The sequence below is a fragment of the Bradyrhizobium sp. Crot121 genome, from assembly GCF_059512385.1.
This window is the reverse complement of sequence record NZ_JCAMOR010000015.1, coordinates 1-18049: the sequence shown is the minus strand read 5'-3', so window position 1 is coordinate 18049 and position 18049 is coordinate 1. Positions and strand designations below refer to the sequence as shown.

The following is an 18049-nucleotide window of genomic DNA, read 5'->3' as shown; positions in this document are numbered from 1 at the left end:
CGGATATTGATCGTCCCGACATGCACATCGCCACGGTGGATGTACCAGCATTTTCAGGCCGGTGATTGTCGTCGCGGCGGGTTATGGTAGGTCGGTCATGGCTAAATCTCGTCCTCACAGGCGTAGCGGAAACTGATGGATGAGCGCCAAGGCCAGCTTGGAGGCGCCGCCACCAGCTTCGCGGAAGCCAGGGACGTCCAGCTATCCACACGATAGCTGGCGGGGTGGCTCTGCACGGTCCGCCTCCCGGACGGCCTTCTTGGCGCCAGGTCGGTTAGCTTTGTCGTTGTCCTAATTTGGTTTTGAACCAAGCGGGCGGCCGCGGCATTAAGACGGTCATGGCTGAGTCATTCGGCAACGAATTTACGATCGTTGAAGTAACCACGGACGACACGGCGATCCGCCCAAGCAGGCAACTTTGGGTCGCCGCAGCTAAACCGAGCCAAGCGCTTACCTTGGTTCTGACGGCGGTTCCAGAAGGCTGGACGGTGGAGTTAGCGACTGGACGGCTGACGCGCCAGTAGTTGAAAGAGCTGCAAAACCTCAAGCCTGGCGAAGTGCACAAGCTGACGATGTAACGACCCGCCTCAGTTGGGCTTATTTCGCTCGCCAAGCCCACGTTCCGTGCGAGGTAACGAGAGAACGACTTCCCGGGTTTCGTGGGCCTCTTTCCACGTCAATCCACCCTAGCGGCTTGCTCTAGTGACGGCCGCGCGCAATGTTCGGGGATGGGTACGAAGTCTCGAGAGAGCATCTAGGGCGCCTCTGTACGCGCCTCAGCCGAGCGCGCGGCCGAGGCCCGCAGGCAGGCCGACAAGCTAGCTTGTGAGGCATGGAACAAGCGCATGCTGGCTTTCCAGGGCCCTGCCCAGCCCTCCCCTACGCTCGGGGACGCGCTCAATGAGGGCTATCTGTGCCTAGAGGTCAAATGCCTCGGCTGCAGTACCCATCAGACAGTCGCGCTCGACATCGTCCGCCGGCGCAAGTCGACACCCATCCACGAGTTGGAGCGGTCCATGCGCTGCAACCTGTGTTCGGAGGAGCGCGCGGCTATCCCTACAAGCGCAGTCATCTCGTGGCGCTGCGGCCGAACAAGATTTCCGCTAGCGATCCGCCGTCGACGTGGTGGCCCGGCGAGCGAGGAGACGAGCCATTCTGCAGATCGTTGCCGCCCTCGGCATGGCATCCGGCGCGCTCGCGGGTGAAGTCGTCGGTCACCGACAAGGAAGACAAGATCGCCGCATAAAGTTTGCTTATGCCGACCCCAGAGAGGAACGGAACGTCGTGCGTCCGCTCACATCTCCATGACGGAGCGAGTCTTGTATGAAAGCAGCAACGGGGACACCTGGTTCCTGGCGCGGGATCCGACTTCCAAGATGCCCGTCGTAAGGCATCACTCTTGGTCATGCTGCTCACCCCGCCGCCTCCGCGAGAGAACCAATGAGGTTTGCGACGCCAGAGCCAATGCTTCGGCAGAAAGCAGGATCGCGGTCCCACACCCCATGTGGAATCCAGATGCCGCTCCTGCCATCACTCGACCTGCCGAAATGCCACCACTTCGGCTCCGCATTTTGAGACCATTCCACGAGCCCGGCATAGCGAGGATGGTCGTCAGGCACGAAGACCTTCGCCCGTTCGCCTTGCTGGGGCGGTGGAGGCGGCAAACGCGGCGCCGGCGGCGGCAGCGAGGCCATCCGATTGAAGCGCTCACGACGCGCCGCAATGGACTCGCAGTAGACCTTGAGCTCACCGGCGTTCGGCATGAACGATATGTATTTTTCGCTCGTCATGATGCCGGTGCGAGGGTCCGTCACCTCTCGGACGATCTCGGGCTCGTAGCTGGCAAGCACCGCCGAGATAGCCGCAACGTAGGTCTCCGGGTCATTCGCGTCCCCTCGCCGGTAGCAACCGAACAACATCCTGGCCCGTTCCATGGCGTAGGCCGCGTGGTGCGGGCTCGTCGAATGCCGCGATCCGGTCGAGGAGGTTTTCGTGGAGGTCGCGCGCTGCGTCGTGTACGGTTCGTCGCCCATTCGCCGATCTTTCCTTACTGAACTTGATCTCGTTTTCGACCCAGGTTCGCCACGCCGCATGCCAGTCGGCCATGAGTGATCCCTTGCTGCGGTGGTGGTTGCTGAAAGCATTGGCCATCTCGCGGATTTTCGTCCCGTCAAAGCCCCGACTGCTGGCGTACTCGAGATCCTGCTCGTCGATCTGCCAAAGGTCGGCAAGCTGGGTCCTGGCCCGCGTGCGCGGCGCCCGTTTCGCGGGCGCGCTATCTCCCGAACGTAGTGAGGGAGATATTATTTCCTTGTCTTCCCTGTCTTCTTTATTGTGCCCTTCGTGTGCCCTTGCTGTAAGCGCGGGTGTATGCGGTGCTGTATCCCCCTGTGTGTCCGCATCTGTGCCCTTTGGCCGGCTAACGCGCTGATATTCGTTGTATTTGCAAATCGTTATGACGGTTACGCCTGGGTCCGTTGCCGTGGCAATCATCGCGTCTTCTTCGAGTGCCCTCAGAAACCCTCTTACGCGCTTCACCGACCAGCCCCAGCAATCCGCGAGATGGCGAAGCGAGTGTGCGAGCTGGCCTCGGGCGAGGTCGACCATGACTCCGGCGATGCGGTTTGCACGCGGCTTCCGAGATCATCCACATCCATGCTTCGCGCTTTGCTGAACGCATCTCGGCTGGCGAACATGGGGTGATCCCAGATGCCGCGATCGACTGCAAAGAAGCCTAACTCGCTCACTGCACGGTCTCCCCATACAGAAGCGGCGCGAGGATCGCGGCCATTGCGACGCTGATAGCGCAGCGACGCGCCAGCCCGCGGGCTTGAAAAAGCCGGAGTGATTTCGTACTTTCCGAGGCGATCAAGCAGCCAGCCAGATCATCGTTCGGAGCCCCGCACGTCGTCAGCGTTGCGGGGTTTTTCATGTGAGAGTGCATGTTAGGTCGCACTCTCCGACGTGTTCGACTGTTCGAGCATCCGATCGAGTGCGCGAACAGGCACCCGCAGCAGTTTACCAATCCTAATCGTCGGGATCTCGCCGCGGGCCGCGGCAGCGTAAGAGGCGTTCCGGCTCAGCCCGAAATATTTCTTGCCGGCTTCGGGGACCGGGATCGTGAGAGGATTTTCGGCCATGCAGGCTCCGTTCAGTTGCGGGCCCGATACGCCACCTGGATGCCCCTGAATTACCCTCGGTACAAATTTGTACCAAACGATGCGTACGGCACCTCAACCAGATCACGCAAGTACAAATCTGTACCTGTCCGGGCACTTTTTTGTACCCATATCGGTACAGTTTTGTTCCAACGGGTTCTATTATGTGTTAGATGGTCGACGCTCGAAGCAGGAGACATTGCAGAATGGCCAAAAAGCCACCCAAAGAGACGCCCCATCTGCGCGTCCGAATTGACCCTAAGCTGCTCGCGAAGCTCGAAAAATCACGCGAAAAAAATGATCACACCCTGACGGGCGAGATCGTTGCGCGGCTTGAGCAGTCGTTTCAAACTGACGAGCGCATAGCGGACTTCCGGGAGGCAATGGAAAAGCGGGTCGAAGACCACAGGCGCCGCTATGATGAACAGATAGCTGCACTGCGCAAGGAGTCGGAGGAAGCGACAGCTATTTGCGAAAAAGCCCTCAAGGACACGGAACAGCAATATGCAGCGGCTCTGCGCGAGATCGATCGGAAAGGCGCGGAGTTCATGCCAGCTGCTGCAGTCGTCGATGTCCTACTCGGCGGAAGCCGGCTAAAATCCGACTTCTTCCGGTCACTCGCTCTTGAGTTAGCAGACGTGCCTGAGGAGTTGCTTGCCGACGAGTTGAACCGTCGTCAATTAATTGAACGGGCCATTGCGGCGATGGAGCGGCGAACGGGAGTGGCGGCCCAATGAAGGGACATGTCTGCGAACGGGGTAAGGGAAACTGGTACGCTGTCCTCGACGTTCGGGATCCGGCCACCGGCAAGCGTAAGCGCAAATGGCATTCGCTGCACGGCTGCAAAGGCAAGCGCGGTGCGCCGAGATCATTTCAGAAATGCGGGACGGCTCCTATGTCGAGCCCTCCAAGATCACCCTGTCGCAGTTTTTTGAGCGTTGGCTGAACCATATCAAGCCTAACGTTTCGCCGCGCACTCACGAGCGTTATAGCGATCTGCTCAACAAGAACCTCGCCCCGTTCCTCGGCGCGAAGCTGCTGTCGAAGCTGCAGCCACTCGAGATCAGCGAGGCTTACGCCAAATTGCTTGAGAGCGGCCGGCGCGATGGCAAAGGCGGTCTGGCGCCGCGTACCGTTCACCACGTCCACAGGGTGCTTTACGAAGCACTGGGGCAAGCTGAGCGCTGGAAGTTGATTGCCCGCAATCCGGCCGCGTTGCTCGAAAAGCGCGATCGCCCCAAAATTGAGCGCAAACCCGTCGAGACAATCGACGCACCCACCACCGCTACCGTTTTCGACGTCGCGCGGGAGCGCCGGCTGTTCATCCCGCTAATTCTTGCCACGCTGTGCGGGCTCCGCCGCGGCGAGATCACCGCGCTGCGCTGGCGGGCCGTTGATCTCGACAATGGCCAACTTGCGGTAGTCGCAAGCACCGAGCAGACCGACGCGGGCGTGATCCGCGAGAAGGAAGCCAAGAACGGCAAAACCAGAACGGTCGCCCTGCCATCCTTGGCCGTGGAAGAGCTGCGCCGCTGGCGCGTCGCTCAAGCCGAGGAACTGTTGAAGTTCGGCGTTCGGGCAGACGATAGCCGACATGTGGTCACCAAGGCGGACGGCGAGCCGGTGCAACCTCGGAGCCTGACGCACGTCATGTCGGATTTTCTGAACGAATGGGGCGTGACCCTGCATAAGCTGCGGCACAGTCACGCCAGCCACATGCTGGCCGCCAGGGTTCACCCGAAAGTCGTCCAAGAGCGGCTTGGACACTCGTCGATCGCGATCACCGTGGACATCTACAGCCACCTGATGCCGAATATGCAAAGCGAGGCCGCATCAGCGGTTGACGGGGCGTTGCGAGCCGCCATAAACAATCGCGACGACAAAGGGTAGTAAATCGGTAGTACGTCCACGGTACGTTCTGCGCGGAATGCGAAAAAGTCTATAGATTTCAACGCTTGGAAGGGTGGCCGAGTGGTTTAAGGCACCGGTCTTGAAAACCGGCGTGCCCGCAAGGGTACCGTGGGTTCGAATCCCACCCCTTCCGCCATTGGCCGCCGATTGCCCTCAATAGCGCGATATAGTCGCCGATTGCCGGACGCCCGCCACGTGGCATAGCGAGCCGTCGATTCTACGCTATAGCCCGATATATTCAGATCGAGGCCACAGAGTTCAGCACGACAAACGCTGCGATGACCCTATTGCGGTCGCTAGCGCTTCGCTCCCGGAACGACCGCTTCGAGCCCATCCCGCCGTTCACCTGCAACCATGACGAGCGGTCGGGCTGCACCTCGTTCGGTCCGCGTCGGTCCCGGCGACAGGACATTGATGCGGATGCCGGTGCCGCGCAGGTCGGTTTATTCGGAAGACGCCCCCTGCGCTACCGGCGATAGAAGATCATCCCGGCGTGATGCAGAACATCGTCGATGAAGTCGCCGTCAGCGGTGAAGCCGGTATCATCCCAATATTCGATGCGTGTGCCGGTCACTTCGTAACGCCCCTCGTAGGCACGCTCGCGCGTCCCGCGCGCTTCAACGTAGCGGCCGTTCGGCAGAAGTTCGTGACGGATGTGGCCGTCCTGCGTAACCCAGAGGCCGACATAGGGGTGATTGGCTTTCAATTCTGTTTCCTCGGCCCGCGCAGGTGGGATCAGGAGCGTTGCCACGATCATGGCTGCAAAGACGCGCTGCATGGCCGAGCTCCTCATTTCATATGTGTGTGTTGAGTTGGACCGCGGCCGGCCGCTCCGTGTCCGGTGACACGAAGCGACTGGCCCCGGCGAGGTTCGTTATGGCCGCCTATTGCCGGCGCGGCTCGTTGTTGTCGACGACCTCCTGATAGGCGACGAGATCGAGAAAGGCTTCGGCCTCGACGACAGACCCGTCCTTCATCTTGAAGATCCACACGAACCGATTGCGGTACGGCGCTCCCGACGTCGTGGTGGCCGAAGCGTCGAAGCGGACGATGACCCTGTCCCCTTTTGCCCAGATGTGGTGCACGACAGGCCGGAGCGGAGTCGCGAGACGGCTCACGAGGGGGGCCGAGGCGCGATCGACGAAATCCTTGAGGCCGCGATAGGTGCCGGCAACTGGGCCGGAGCCATGGATTGTCCATGTCACGTCGGGGGCCAGGAGGTCAGCAAAGACGTTGCCGCCCGCAGTCCATCCCTCGAAAGCCTTACGCAGGGTGGCTTCATTCCGCGCCTCGATGTTAGCATCCGGCGTGGGGGAATTGGCCTGGGCGAGGCCCGTGGTCGCTATGACGGTCAGGAGGATCAGGAGCGTGCGGGTGCGGCCCGCAAGCCGGTCGATCGAAGTGGCAAAGGTCATGGCCTCTTTCCTGTCGTTAAGGGGATAAAGGCCGCGAACGGGGTCATCGGCACGGCATTGACCCCGATCGCGGATCGGATCGTCCGGCATCAGTTGCTCGATGCGGTAGGTCGGATGGTAATTTCGGTTGTGTCCACGCTCGGCGGAGCCTCGATCAGTTGCCGGACAGCGCGCGAGATGTCGGCGGGCTGAAGCGCGATCGCCCGATAGCGTTCCATCACAGCCACGGTCTCCGCATGAGTGATGGTCGAGGCGAGTTCACTCTCCACGACGCCGGGGTTGACGCAGGTGACGCGGATGTTCGTACTCTCCTGACGCAAGCCGTCCGAGATCGCGCGAACCGCGAACTTCGTTGCGCAATAAACGGCGGCGGTCGGCACGACCGAGAGTGCGCCGATGGAGCCGATATTGATGATCTGGCCGCTGCCCTGCCCCTCCATGATCGGCAAGACCGCGCCGATGCCCCAGAGCACGCCCTTGATGTTGACATCGACCATGCGCTCCCATTCGTCGAGCTTGCCGGCGGCAAGCGGCGAGAGCGGCATCACGCCGGCATTGTTGATGAGAACGTCGATGCGCCCCCACTCGTCCATCGCCGCCTGAGCGAAGCCAGCCATGGAATGGCGGTCGGTCACGTCGAGCAGCCGGGCTTGGGCGATTCCGCCGGCTCCCGTGATGTTATCGGCGATGGCTTCGATGCGGTTCAGCCGGCGGGCGCCCACCAGCACCTTTGCGCCGGCCCCGCCGAGCTCTCTGGCGATGCCCTCGCCGATCCCGCTGGAGGCGCCGGTGATCAGAACAACCTTGTCCATCTCGTGCTCCTTGCTTTGCATTCGGAGCCCAAGATGGACGTTCGCCGCTGTTGCTGGTATCCGTCCAGTGTTTGACTGGATGGTTAGCAATGCTGGACAATGAAGATTGACCTCAACCTGCTGCCGCTCTTCCTCGCCGTCGCGGAAGAACACAACTTCCGCGCTGCCGCCGATCGCCTTGGCGTGACCCGCTCGGCTGTCAGCCAGGGAGTGCGGCGGCTTGAGGATGCCTTTGGCACGAGCCTCGTCACGCGCACGACCCGTTCGGTGCGCCTGACGGACGCGGGTGAGCGTCTGCGCGAGGCACTGTCCCAACCCATCTCGGATATCGCCACGGCGCTTGACTACGTGGCCGCAGAGAATGCGCCGCGCGGGCTGCTGCGCATCGCCGTCACCTCGATTGCCGAGCGGTTCCTTTCAGGCCCCCTCATCGCCTCCTTCGCCGCGGCTCATCCTGGCGTCACGATCGATGTCACGGTCACGGACGAAGAATTCGATATCGTCGCGGCCGGCTACGATGCGGGCGTCAGGCTGGGCGAAGTGATCGAGCAAGACATGATCGCGGTTCCCCTGACAGGCGATCAGCGCGAAGCAGTCGTGGCAGCTCCCTCCTATCTCGCGGCCCACGGCGCGCCGGCGCATCCACGCGAACTGATCCATCATCGCTGCATCGGCTGGCGCCCGACGCCGAACGTCGCGCCCTACCGCTGGGAGTTTGAAGAGAACGGCATTCCCTTCGACCTGGCGGTCGAACCCCAGATCACCACGAACGACTTGCGCTTGATGCTTCGTGCGGCCCTCTGCGGGGCGGGTATCACCTTTGCAACGGAGGAAACCTTCCATCCATTCGTGAAGACCGGCGAACTCGTCCCGCTCCTGGAAGAATTCCTGCCGCCGTTTCCCGGTTTTTTTCTCTACTTTCCTCAGCGTCGCAACATGGCGCCCAAAATGCGCGCTTTGATCGAGCATGTGCGGCAATGGCGGTAGCGCCGGCTGTAACAAAGAAGGGAATACCGATCAGAGCTAGCAGCAGGTGGAGGACATGCCGTCAGCCTACACAGTTCGTCCCTGGCGGAAGCATCCCCTGTTCCGAAGCAGCTAGCACCGCCGCATCGGAACCGTCGCGGAAAAGGGATGATGACCGGCAAGACAAACATGGCGCCGAAGCTGACGGTGCTATTGGCCGACGCTTTTGGGGGCATTCTACAGCTTCATCAAGATCGGGGTGGAAACCATCCCGCCGGTCACGCTGATCGCGGCGCAGACGTTGATCGCTGGGACGATCCTTGCGGCTATCCTCCGCTGGCGGGGCCTGCGCTCGGCGATCAGCACTCTGCTAGGAAGAAAGTGGATGAGTTCGAGCCGACCGCGTCAGTAGCGCTCACACCCATCTTTCATCCAGTTGGGTCGGCCTTCTGGCCTGTGCCAAACTCGCGCCTCCGTCAGGAAAAGCCCTGCATCAGAGGCAGATGCTGAGAATTTTCAGACGACAGGCCTCCACAGCGCGAGATTTCGGCTTGGCAACCGTCGCCTGCTTTGAGCCCTTCGGCGAGTTCTTCGCCACCTTGGGACGCTCATAGTCGCCGGCAATCACCATCGCCCAATAGGTCCGCCCGGTCGCCGAACTCTTGACGCTGGCGACGCCAACGCGCGAGGCGTTGTGCAACAGCAGATTTCGCCGGTGTCCCGACGAATTGATCCATTGGTCGAGTGTCTTTGGAAAGCTGTCATAGCCGTAGGCGATGTTTTCTGCCGCCCGGCCCGCGCCCGCTGGGTGGACGCGCGAGTTGAAGGGGCTGAGGACGTCGTGGTCGAGTTTGTCCTTTGCCGCCATCGCCGCGGCTTGCTCGTGCGCAATGCGCGTGAGCGTCGCATCCAGCACCACGCGCCCCTCCCCGTGCTGTACGCGATAGCCGGAGATCATGGCGGCGGGAGATTCGGCCCGAGCAAGCGCTGGGTAACAGCAAGCGGTAAACCAAAGGCAGAGTGTAAGGAGGGATTTCATCGATGTTCCCAAATCAGTCTTCCGGAGCGATAAAGAGACCGGACGAACCCGTAAGTCATTGATTTTATTATTTCGGACTGCGCTTTCCCCCAACTTGATCTTGGGAACGCGATGTCGATACGCGCGAACACGGGCGCCAGCAAGGCGCTCGCGAAGGCCCTTCCCTCAAAACAAAAATGAAAAATATCAATGCATTATCGGGAAAGAATGCTGAACATTGCCTTCGTCCAGCTTGCGGCAAGATTTCCGTGCAAACACTGATTAAGCAAAATGGAACCGTATTTTGCTCAATTGTGTTGGGGTTGCATTCACCACTGCAGGGAGGCGACTAGAATGACGGACGAGCAGTTGGCTCTTCAGGCCGTTCGTGATGCCCAGGGCATACTTGAAGAATACTTGCAGCCGCGACCGCGCAATAACGAGCGGGTCTTCCTTGATCGATTGGTGGAAGTGTTGGAGCGGCCCGAGCTCCTGATCGCCGTCAACCGGATGCAGCGCGGCCTGTAGCCGCGTCATCGCCAGCCTCTGGAGCCTCACTGGCCTTCGCAAGCGCCAGCCAATCGGCTGCGAGCGTCAGCCAGGCATCTTCGTCCACCGGACTGCGAGCCTCTGCCGCCCGGTCCCTGCATTCCTGAGCTAGCTGACGAAACCGGACCAAATCTTCCCTCATGCCAGAGCTACGCTCCAACTGAGCAAAAGTTGCAGAGGGCTGCTGACGATTAGCGATACACCGGACGGTCCCGCCCTATTCCCGCGCCGCGATCAAATAAGTTTTCTTTGGCGTCACACCCTTGTGGCACACACGTTGCACTTCAATGGGTACTGGGGATTTCAGGGGCCCAGTATGAGACAGGGCGCCGCCGGGACAGTGTATTTCAAGCCCGGCGGCGTACCTTTCTGAGACATGTTAAACACCGCCGAAAGCACGCTTGGCGAAGCGCTCCACCTCTCGACTACGGCCCGCCAGGACTGACAGATGCAAGCACGTGCCCTGGCCAGGGATTGCGGCCATCCCTGAGCCACGGGAGCGTGTCGGTCCAGAAGCCGACCGCGTGACTGTCGTGGAAGAGATTGAAATGGCCGATCGCCTTGCGACCGTAGTCGGACGGCTCGAGCAGCACCGCCGTGCGCGGCGCACCGGTGTAGTAGCCAAGCGTGCGACGGATTGCGGGCACGGTGCCGAGTTCGTCATCCGACACGGCAATCGCAAGGATCGGCCCCGTCACCGCCGCCATCCGTGAGAGCACGGCCTGTCTCTCGCCGCGTGGATGGCTGCGCTCGAAGCGTCGCCCGCGGAAACTCCATTCATTGGCGACGCCGGCGGGCAAATCCTCCAGCCAGCCGAGCCTGCGGCCGGGAAAATAGCCGCAGAGCGCCGTCATGACGGGCATAGCAATGTGCCATTTGAGGAACAGGCCAGCGCGCCGGCGCGGCGCATAGTCGCCCCACCAGGCATATTGCGCGCCGACCGTCAGCATCCGCTCAATCAAGCCAGCGCTTGCGGCGAGCCCCGCCAGAAAACCGCCGACGCTGTGGCCGACCACGATGAGGCGAGCCTGCGGCCGACGTTCGTGCATGAAGCAAAGCGCCGCCTCGAAATCGAGTTCGCCCCAATCGCGCCAGCGATAGCCACAGCCTCTGAGGCGAGACGGCCGCGAACCGCCGATGCCGCGATAGTCATAGGTGAGGACATCGAAGCCGTGGTTCGCCAGGAAGCATGCATAGCGGTGGTAATAGCGCGCAGCCACCCCCGTTGCCGCATTGACGATGATGCTGCCGGCGGAGCGGCCGGCTGGCGCGAGCCACAAATGGCCGCCGATGGTCACGCCGTCCCGGCAGGGAATCGTGACGGGTGTCCCATCCTCCATCGATATACGCAGCGCCACCTTGGTCATGCGCGCGACGGCAAGGGATGGACTGCGTTGTGTATATTCACTGGTCAGTATACATAAAGCGCCATGAGCGAGACTGGCCGTTCGACGCGTGAGCGCATCCTTCAAGCCGCCGGAAAATTGTTCTACGGCGAGGGCATCCGCGCCGTCAGCGTCGATGCGGTGGCGGAAAAGGCCGGCCTTACCAAGCGGACGCTCTACTATCATTTCCGCAGCAAGGACGATCTGATCGCGGCCTATCTCGAGATCCGCGACCAGCCAAATCTCGCTTTGTTCAAGCGCTGGTTCGCCGAGGCCGACGGTGACGTGGCCGCCAAGGTGGAAGCGATCTTTCGCAATCTGGCGCGATCGGCACGAGGCGCAAAGTGGAAGGGTTGCGGTTTCCTGCGTACCTCAGTCGAACTGGTCAACCTGCCCGGTCATCCAGCGATGGTGATCGGCCGCGCGCACAAGAAACGCGTCGAGGACTGGCTCTGCTCCGTCTTCGAAGATGCGGCCGCCTCGCGGCAAGCGCGGCAGCTTGCGCGGCAAGTCATCCTGCTATTGGACGGCGCGTTTGCCGTCGTCCTGCTGCATCGTGATCCAAGCTACATGGAAACCGCTGGAGCAGCGGCCACCCATCTCATTCGCGGGCTGATGCCGACGCCGCGCAAGTCAATCAAGGTTGCCAGGGTCCGGCGGACCATCCGGCCCAGGATCGGCTGACGCGCGATCGAGCGTTCCCGCTACCCAGCGCGCGACCGATGGACCGAGGAACAGCAGCAGGATCACGCGCACGGTCTGCAGCGCCATGACGAAGGACGTGTCGACCTTGGTCGAGGCGGCGATGATCGCGGCGGCATCGACGCCGCCGGGGCTGGTGGCGAGATAGGCGGTCAGCGGATCGACGTGCAGGAGCACCACCAACAGCCACGCCAACAGGCCGCAAAACCCCATCAGGATCGCGGTTCCGCCGATGCTCTGCGGCAGCGCGCGGGCAGCGGTCGCCAGCACGTCACGCGTGAAGCGCAAGCCCGTGTTCCAGCCGATCAGCGCGTAGGTTGCAATCAGCACCAGCGGCGGCAGCTCGATCTTCACCCAGCCAAGCACGTTGAGCACCGCGCCGAGAACGAGCGGCCCAAGCAGCACGCCGGCCGGCATCCGCGCGGCAAGACCAGCGCCGACGAGCGCAATGGCCGCGGTGGCTCCGAGGTTCGTCAGGTCGACAGGCTGAAAAAGCCCGGCACTGAAACGGCCGCCACCGCCGTGCGCAAACCATAGCGCCACCACCGAAGCCGCCGCGGCCACCAGCACGACGCGTAGATACTGCATGAAAGCCACGAGCCGGAAATCGGCGCCGTGAGCCTCGGCCATCACCATCATCACCGTGGCAGCGCCCGGGAGCATGCCCCAGACCGCCGTGGTGCCGGGGATGATGCGCAAGCGGCTCATGGTCCAGCCGATCAGAGCGCTTGCGCCGACCGAAAGCGCCACGGTGGCGAGGATGATCGGCCAGTAGCGCACGAAGCCGCTGATGATTGCCGGCGTGATCGATTGCGCGACGAGACAGCCAATGATTGCCTGGGCTGCAGCGATCAGCAGGCGGGGCACCCTCACCGCCCCTCCGCCCATCTGCACCAGCGCGGCCGCGGCCAGCGGCCCCAGCAGCAAGGCGGCAGGCAGCCTCACCCACTGCAGCACGCCGGCGATCAGCAACGAAACCACGACGAGCACCGCCCAGCGGACGGCGACCGGCAGCGCTCGGAGCGGGAGATAGGCTTGCTGCTCGCTCACCGCTGCAGCTCGATCTCGGCCGCTTTAGCCACGCGGCCAAGCCGCGGGAAAATGTGCTCGAAGGCAAAGGCGTGCATGTCCGCCGAACGATCGGCGCTCGCGTCTTCCGCCAGCACGACCGCATAGCCATGCTCATGCGCGGCACGCGCGGTGGATTCGACGCCGATATTGGTGGCGATGCCGCCGATCACCACGGTGGTCACGCCGCGCCGGCGGAGCTGCAGATCGAGCTCCGTGCCATAGAACGCGCCCCATTGCCGCTTGGTGATCCTGATATCCGACGGTTCGGCGAGGCCATCCGCCAAGTCCGACCAACCCTCGGGAAAGCCGCCGGGCGGCGCTTGCATCGGTTGATCGACCGGCGACTTCAGCGCGTCGCTGAAGTCGGGCGAGAAGGCGACGTTGACCAGCACGACGGGCGCCTTGGCCGCGCGGAAGCGCCGGGCGAGCTCCTGTCCCTGGGCAAGGACGGCTGGACCGGAATGGGGCTCGGTCGGCAGGCCGACGATGCCTTTTTGAAGGTCGATCAGGATCAATGCTGTGGTCGCGGCAGGCAGGATGAGCATGGGATGTCCTTTCGCCAGGTGGGGGGCGTCCCCGCCCGTTGCCGGGCGCGACGGGAGCGGCTAAATACTTGAGGGAAAGCTCAAGCACGCAACCACTCTATTTGAGGATATACTCAACTTTGTCAAGTCGGGACCGCAAACCGCTCCAGCCGCAGCGCGAGGTCGGCCGCCAGCGCGTCGCCGAACTCATGCAGGCGGCGGCCGAGGTGATCCAGGAACGGGGTTTCGAGGCCGCGACCATGGCGGAGATCGCCGCGCGGGCGGACGCCAAGATCGGCTCGCTCTATCGCTTCTTTCCGAACAAGGACGCCGTCGCCGACGCCCTGATGCAGCACTATGCCGAGGTGCTGCGGGCGGAATACGACGCGATCCTCGCCCACGCCGCCGACGCCAATCCGGAGCAACTGGCCGACATCCTCATCGATCTCCTGGCCAAGCTCTATCCGCAGATCCGCGCAGTCACCGCGTTTTTGGATTCCCGGACCGACTGGACCGAGATCCGTCTTCGTTTCCGCAGCCAGACGCTCGCCGGCATCAAGACAGCGCTGAAGCGTTGCGCGCCCGGCCTCGACGAGCACGAGGCCGAGGACATCGCCGCGGTCGTGCTCAACAACATGAAGACGATGGTCGGGATGACCATGAAGGACGCGCCGACAACCCCCGGCGCGCCCGAGCAGCTCAGATTGATGAACCGCCTCTATCTCGCCGCCAGGCTCGCGCCCGGCAGGCCGGCGGGATAGCTGCACCGGCTTGCGCGCAGTGAGCACATCGGAAGGCGGATCGTTGCCGCTTTCGTGAAAACAGGTGCGCATTTTGGAAATGCCGACTGCGACCAGATTCTGCATGGCAGGCAGCGTTCGCGTTGCGCGAACGTCCGGTCGAAGCGGAGGATATCCGATGCGATTTGCTCTTTGCTTGGGCGTGCTGATCATGCTGTGCGCCGCTGCTGACGCGGCGCCGGTGCGTCGCGTCAGACATCCCGAGCGACATTTCCGTCTCGAGCAGCAGCCCATTGTCCCGCCGAAGGGATTTGCCGTTCCTGGCTGGTCCGACGAGGAGACGCGACAATGGATCGACAGCGCCTCAGGGCCCAAAGGTTAGCGGCCAAGGGTTAGTCCGGAAGGTTGGTGAACGCGTGCCCGGCGCGCCACAGTAGCCAAGCTCTGCGCGGAATGTTACGCGACCATGATGGCGGCAGTCCCCGAAGCACAGGTGAGCCCAAGCAAGGCAGGAAAGCTCGGTTTCCTGCCTCGCCTTGAATCGCTGCGCGGCATCGCGGCGGTCTCGGTCGTCGGCTATCACATGACGAGCCAGTTCACCGACACCTATGTCACGGGCATGGCGCCCGTCGTGATGTTCTTCGTGCTCAGCGGTTTCGTGCTGGCGCGCTCGCTGCAGAACAATCCGAACCCGGTCACGTTTCTGCGACATCGCCTGTTCCGGCTGTTTCCCGCGGCGATCGCGGTGGTCGCTCTGCTGACGCTGCTGCACCATCAATACGGCTTCTATGTCGGCTACGAGGGGAAATTCGATCCGCTCAACGTCGTGCTCAACGCAATCATGGTCCGCCATGACATCAACGGCGTGATGTGGTCGATGACCGTCGAGTGCTTCGCGACGCCGGTCATCCTGCTGTCGGTCTGGATTTTTCAGCGCTTCGGCCCGCAGCCGCTCATGGTGTCGATCGCCGTCCTGTTCGGGCTCTCCTTCTGGGGGACCTATGTGCATCTGCTTGGCGGCGTTTCCAGCCTGGCGCCGCTCTACGCCTTCGTCGCCGGCGTTCTTCTGCAGATGCGGGGCGAGCGGACGGCCGAGCGGCTCCGCACGGCCGCTGCCTGGACCCTGTCGATGGCGGCCATCGCCCTGCTCTGCTTCTGCGGATCACAGAAACAGACCGCGCCGATCATTGCGCTGGAAACCTTGAGTTCCTCGCTGCTGGTGCTGCTGGTCGGCTTTCGAAGCTCGATCGCCCTCTTTGCCGTTCTCGATCTCCGTCCGGTCCGTTTCTACGGCCGTATCTCCTACAGCTTTTATCTCCTTCACCCGATCGGCATGTGGCTCGCCGGCCGGCTGCTCGATGCGAGGGGGCTGCCGGTCCTGCTCGCGATATCTGCGACAACGATCGCGGCGGTCGCTCTGACGACGCCGATGGCCTGGCTCTCCTGGCGCTATATCGAGAAGCCGTTCATTGCCCTGGGCCGGCGGCTGGCCACGAAACAGCCCTCGCCGGCGAGCGCGATCGAATCTAGACAGCAGCAATTGCTGTCGCTCGCTCCGACCTCAGGGAAGGATCTCGAGTGAGGCGATCTTGTCACCATCGAGCCCGAAGAAGTATCTGAGATCGATCGGACTACCGGGAAAGTCGCCGACCACATGCGCTGTGACGACGATCTTCCCGTCGCGTTCCTCCACAGCGAACGGCTCGCTCGTATAGTTGTATTTGGTCGATGCATCGGCCTTCCACTGCGCGATGGCCGCGCGCCCCTCGTGCTTGCGCCCTTCGTCCTTCACGACGCCGCGTTCGCTGAAGCATTGCGCGATGGCATCGCCATCGCGGCTGTCGGCGGCAAAGTAGACGGCAACGGGGCCCGGCAGATCGAGAGACATCGGATTTCCTTTCCTTTGCGCGTCAGGAACGACGCGGTCGCGGATCGCGATTGCGTAGCCGGAAAGGTGTTTGTAGCTTCGCCAAACCGCAAGAACGCACGAAAAGGTAAGGTACTGACTTTTGGGTAAGGTTGAGTACACAGCCGCGAGCGCCGCCGAGGGCGTTGAGAAGGCGTTCAGGATGCTGGATGGCCGGTGGAAGCTCGTGATCCTCTTCCACCTGTTTGGCGGCAAATTGCTGCGCTTCTCCGACCTGGAGCGGGCGATCCCGGGGATCTCGCAGAAGATGCTGATTCAGCAACTGCGCCAGATGGAGAACGACGGCATCGTGCATCGCATCGTCCATCACCAGGTGCCGCCGAAGGTCGAATACGGCCTGACCGATTGGGGACAATCCTTGTGTCCGTCGCTCGATGGGCTGCTCACCTGGGCCGAGCAGCGCCCGCTTGCGCCACCGCTAGACGCTGGTCGAAATGAATGAGGATATCTGGACGGCCCGGAGCAGAACGCCCCAATTGTTCGGGTGCACCCCGTCGTGGGTGAGAGCCCGATAGTTGGTTTTGCTGACCCTCCTAAATTGAAGAGATCAAGACATGGGACGCGGTTTATTTCCGCCACGCGCAGCATGGCGCCGATGTAATCGCGAAGAAAATATCCGAGCTTGTTCGGATGCACATCGCTATCGCGATCGTCTTGGGTTGGCAACCACCAGGGCGTGATGAGAAAGATCCGCGCCGTCGGGCAAGACTTCCGCAGGAGCCTGATCGAATGATTGAGCGCCCCTTTGAAGGTCTCGCTGCCGACATCATCGTCCGATCCGATCGGGCGGTCGTAGCGGAAGTCGTTGGCGCCGTACTCCAGGGCAATGTGGGAGACGCTCGGAAAGTTCGTCGCCCGCAGGTTAGTGACAGACGAATCGTGGACCGGTTCTCCGGTTCGTTGTTGTGCAGACCAATCGCCCGAGGAAATCGCGTCAGCGATCGCGTAAAGTGAAACAGGGTTGAGTGGCGGCAATTTATGTTGACCGGCACACGAACCCGGAAAGGCGCCATTGATGGCGAACATTCCGAGCCGCTCGCCTATGATGCTTGGTGTGGCTCCGCCTGGGTTGAGCCGGTGCCCGCGCTGATGCTGGTCCCGAGCTGAAGATAACAGCCGCCGCGCATGGTATTCCGGCTGCCAGCCCAAAAGGCTGTGCCCAAACCTACCGCGCCGATTCCAAATGTCTTAAGAAAAGCCCGCCGCTCCATAGGCCGGCTCTCTATCACCCACAACCGGTTCGGAGCAACTGCGCTCTCCATCTCGATGAGCCGCGTAAACGGCAGCTCGAGGATAGGCCACGAGCACCTTACTCTCCGTCATTCCGGGGCGCGCGAAGCGCGAGCCCGGAATCCATCGAGCCACTTGCATTGCGGGAAAACGGATTCCGGGCTCTATGCCGACGCATCGCCCCTGAATGACAGCCCCGTCATTGCGAGCGTAAGCGAAGCAATTTGCGTCTCCGCAAGCGGCGCTATGGATTGCTTCGCTTCGCTCGCAATGACGATGTGGCTACCTTGGGTGCGACATAACAACCCGACGGGCAAATCAGCCAAAGTCTGTCCAGCTCACGCGAGAAAAACATTCCGCTTCCGCCGTCGGGCAAATCAGTGATTTAACTCCGCGCGTCTCACCCAAGAGAGGGGCGGCTCGCGATCGTCACGAACGTTGCGGTGAGATGCGGTGGACGTGATGGGTGTGACTGACGAGCACACACAGCACGGACGGCGAAGTCGTGTGGTCCTGGCGCCCCGACGCTGGCGCTAAGTTTCGTGCGAACACATTCGCACTAGACGACGGTGGCAAGAAAGCCCGGTCACCGGGGAGAGTACGAAGTAAGCCGTAACACCATCGCGCAGGGAAAGCCGGAA

21 protein-coding genes, 1 tRNA gene and 2 pseudogenes are annotated in these 18049 nt (G+C 62.1%); 13 read left to right on the top strand and 11 right to left on the bottom strand.

What is annotated here, in order from left to right:
* The first annotated feature begins 338 nt into the window (after positions 1–338).
* Positions 339–524 (top strand): hypothetical protein, encoded by a 186-nt coding sequence (locus AC5ZGW_RS15645; protein WP_130223352.1) that lies wholly within the window; start codon positions 339–341, stop codon positions 522–524.
* Positions 525–728: 204 nt separating this feature from the next.
* Positions 729–1141, top strand: a pseudogene (locus AC5ZGW_RS15640) (hypothetical protein); the annotation flags it as partial.
* 271 nt (positions 1142–1412) lie between these two features.
* Here AC5ZGW_RS15640 and AC5ZGW_RS15635 read toward each other — a convergent pair.
* The 3 genes from AC5ZGW_RS15635 to AC5ZGW_RS15625 all read right to left on the bottom strand — a co-directional run bounded on the left by AC5ZGW_RS15635 (position 1413) and on the right by AC5ZGW_RS15625 (position 3140).
* On the bottom strand, positions 1413–2033 hold the full coding sequence (locus tag AC5ZGW_RS15635; RefSeq protein ID WP_130223350.1) for a hypothetical protein: 621 nt from the start codon (positions 2031–2033) through the stop codon (positions 1413–1415).
* Positions 2034–2534: 501 nt separating this feature from the next.
* The gene (locus tag AC5ZGW_RS15630; protein ID WP_130223348.1) at positions 2535–2747 is read right to left on the bottom strand and encodes a hypothetical protein; all 213 of its coding nucleotides are present in this window, start codon (positions 2745–2747) and stop codon (positions 2535–2537) included.
* Positions 2748–2945: 198 nt separating this feature from the next.
* A complete protein-coding gene (locus tag AC5ZGW_RS15625) occupies positions 2946–3140 on the bottom strand; it encodes a helix-turn-helix domain-containing protein (RefSeq protein ID WP_130223346.1) in 195 nt (64 codons plus the stop codon).
* A gap of 224 nt (positions 3141–3364) precedes the next feature.
* Here AC5ZGW_RS15625 and AC5ZGW_RS15620 point away from each other — a divergent pair, with 224 nt between their 5' ends.
* From AC5ZGW_RS15620 to AC5ZGW_RS15610, 3 genes are all read left to right on the top strand, one after another.
* Positions 3365–3895, top strand: a complete 531-nt coding sequence (locus tag AC5ZGW_RS15620; RefSeq protein WP_130223344.1) for a hypothetical protein — start codon at positions 3365–3367, stop codon at positions 3893–3895.
* Positions 3896–3980: 85 nt separating this feature from the next.
* A complete protein-coding gene (locus tag AC5ZGW_RS15615) occupies positions 3981–5048 on the top strand; it encodes a site-specific integrase (protein ID WP_245474533.1) in 1068 nt (355 codons plus the stop codon).
* A gap of 67 nt (positions 5049–5115) precedes the next feature.
* Positions 5116–5205, top strand: a tRNA-Ser gene (locus AC5ZGW_RS15610).
* Between the two features lie 330 nt (positions 5206–5535).
* Here the strand turns inward: AC5ZGW_RS15610 and AC5ZGW_RS15605 are convergent.
* The 3 genes from AC5ZGW_RS15605 to AC5ZGW_RS15595 all read right to left on the bottom strand — a co-directional run bounded on the left by AC5ZGW_RS15605 (position 5536) and on the right by AC5ZGW_RS15595 (position 7296).
* Complete coding sequence (locus tag AC5ZGW_RS15605) at positions 5536–5862, bottom strand: Atu4866 domain-containing protein (protein ID WP_463327439.1); 327 nt, start codon at positions 5860–5862, stop codon at positions 5536–5538.
* Positions 5863–5953: 91 nt separating this feature from the next.
* On the bottom strand, positions 5954–6484 hold the full coding sequence (locus AC5ZGW_RS15600; RefSeq protein ID WP_130223526.1) for a nuclear transport factor 2 family protein: 531 nt from the start codon (positions 6482–6484) through the stop codon (positions 5954–5956).
* Between the two features lie 89 nt (positions 6485–6573).
* Entirely contained in the window at positions 6574–7296 is a 723-nt protein-coding gene (locus AC5ZGW_RS15595; RefSeq protein WP_130223342.1) for an SDR family oxidoreductase, read from the bottom strand.
* A gap of 99 nt (positions 7297–7395) precedes the next feature.
* On the opposite strand from AC5ZGW_RS15595, the gene AC5ZGW_RS15590 reads away from it, so the two are divergent.
* Positions 7396–8283 carry a LysR family transcriptional regulator gene (locus tag AC5ZGW_RS15590; RefSeq protein WP_130223340.1) on the top strand — a complete coding sequence of 296 codons (888 nt, stop codon included), beginning with the start codon at positions 7396–7398 and terminating at the stop codon, positions 8281–8283.
* 150 nt (positions 8284–8433) lie between these two features.
* A pseudogene (locus tag AC5ZGW_RS15585) lies at positions 8434–8611 on the top strand (EamA/RhaT family transporter); the annotation flags it as partial.
* A 144-nt stretch (positions 8612–8755) separates the two neighbouring features.
* Here AC5ZGW_RS15585 and AC5ZGW_RS15580 read toward each other — a convergent pair.
* Positions 8756–9301, bottom strand: coding sequence for a CAP domain-containing protein (locus AC5ZGW_RS15580; protein WP_130223338.1), 546 nt, complete (start codon positions 9299–9301; stop codon positions 8756–8758).
* A 333-nt stretch (positions 9302–9634) separates the two neighbouring features.
* Between AC5ZGW_RS15580 and AC5ZGW_RS15575 the strand changes: the two genes are divergently transcribed.
* The gene (locus AC5ZGW_RS15575; protein WP_165435055.1) at positions 9635–9808 is read left to right on the top strand and encodes a hypothetical protein; all 174 of its coding nucleotides are present in this window, start codon (positions 9635–9637) and stop codon (positions 9806–9808) included.
* A gap of 446 nt (positions 9809–10254) precedes the next feature.
* Here the strand turns inward: AC5ZGW_RS15575 and AC5ZGW_RS15570 are convergent, their stop codons facing one another.
* The gene (locus AC5ZGW_RS15570) at positions 10255–11169 is read right to left on the bottom strand and encodes an alpha/beta hydrolase family protein (protein WP_130223524.1); all 915 of its coding nucleotides are present in this window, start codon (positions 11167–11169) and stop codon (positions 10255–10257) included.
* 90 nt (positions 11170–11259) lie between these two features.
* Between AC5ZGW_RS15570 and AC5ZGW_RS15565 the strand changes: the two genes are divergently transcribed.
* Complete coding sequence (locus AC5ZGW_RS15565; RefSeq protein WP_130223336.1) at positions 11260–11898, top strand: TetR/AcrR family transcriptional regulator; 639 nt, start codon at positions 11260–11262, stop codon at positions 11896–11898.
* On the opposite strand, the gene AC5ZGW_RS15560 is transcribed toward AC5ZGW_RS15565, so the two are convergent.
* Both AC5ZGW_RS15560 and AC5ZGW_RS15555 read right to left on the bottom strand, forming a co-directional pair.
* Positions 11848–12966: an AbrB family transcriptional regulator gene (locus AC5ZGW_RS15560; protein ID WP_245474531.1), complete on the bottom strand. Its 1119-nt coding sequence runs from the start codon at positions 12964–12966 to the stop codon at positions 11848–11850. The two genes, AC5ZGW_RS15565 and AC5ZGW_RS15560, sit on opposite strands and share 51 nt — an antisense overlap.
* Positions 12963–13532 (bottom strand): hydrolase, encoded by a 570-nt coding sequence (locus tag AC5ZGW_RS15555; RefSeq protein ID WP_130223334.1) that lies wholly within the window; start codon positions 13530–13532, stop codon positions 12963–12965. Before AC5ZGW_RS15555 ends, AC5ZGW_RS15560 begins: the two co-directional genes overlap by 4 nt.
* 119 nt (positions 13533–13651) lie before the next feature.
* Between AC5ZGW_RS15555 and AC5ZGW_RS15550 the strand changes: the two genes are divergently transcribed.
* The 3 genes from AC5ZGW_RS15550 to AC5ZGW_RS15540 all read left to right on the top strand — a co-directional run bounded on the left by AC5ZGW_RS15550 (position 13652) and on the right by AC5ZGW_RS15540 (position 15833).
* Positions 13652–14272 (top strand): TetR/AcrR family transcriptional regulator, encoded by a 621-nt coding sequence (locus AC5ZGW_RS15550; RefSeq protein ID WP_207230943.1) that lies wholly within the window; start codon positions 13652–13654, stop codon positions 14270–14272.
* 157 nt (positions 14273–14429) lie between these two features.
* A complete protein-coding gene (locus tag AC5ZGW_RS15545) occupies positions 14430–14633 on the top strand; it encodes a hypothetical protein (RefSeq protein ID WP_028168768.1) in 204 nt (67 codons plus the stop codon).
* A 111-nt stretch (positions 14634–14744) separates the two neighbouring features.
* Entirely contained in the window at positions 14745–15833 is a 1089-nt protein-coding gene (locus AC5ZGW_RS15540) for an acyltransferase family protein (RefSeq protein WP_165435054.1), read from the top strand.
* Here the strand turns inward: AC5ZGW_RS15540 and AC5ZGW_RS15535 are convergent.
* Positions 15813–16139: a nuclear transport factor 2 family protein gene (locus tag AC5ZGW_RS15535; RefSeq protein ID WP_130223332.1), complete on the bottom strand. Its 327-nt coding sequence runs from the start codon at positions 16137–16139 to the stop codon at positions 15813–15815. The genes AC5ZGW_RS15540 and AC5ZGW_RS15535 overlap by 21 nt on opposite strands.
* A 181-nt stretch (positions 16140–16320) precedes the next feature.
* Here AC5ZGW_RS15535 and AC5ZGW_RS15530 point away from each other — a divergent pair, with 181 nt between their 5' ends.
* Positions 16321–16620, top strand: coding sequence for a winged helix-turn-helix transcriptional regulator (locus tag AC5ZGW_RS15530; protein ID WP_207230945.1), 300 nt, complete (start codon positions 16321–16323; stop codon positions 16618–16620).
* Positions 16621–18049 lie beyond the last annotated feature (1429 nt).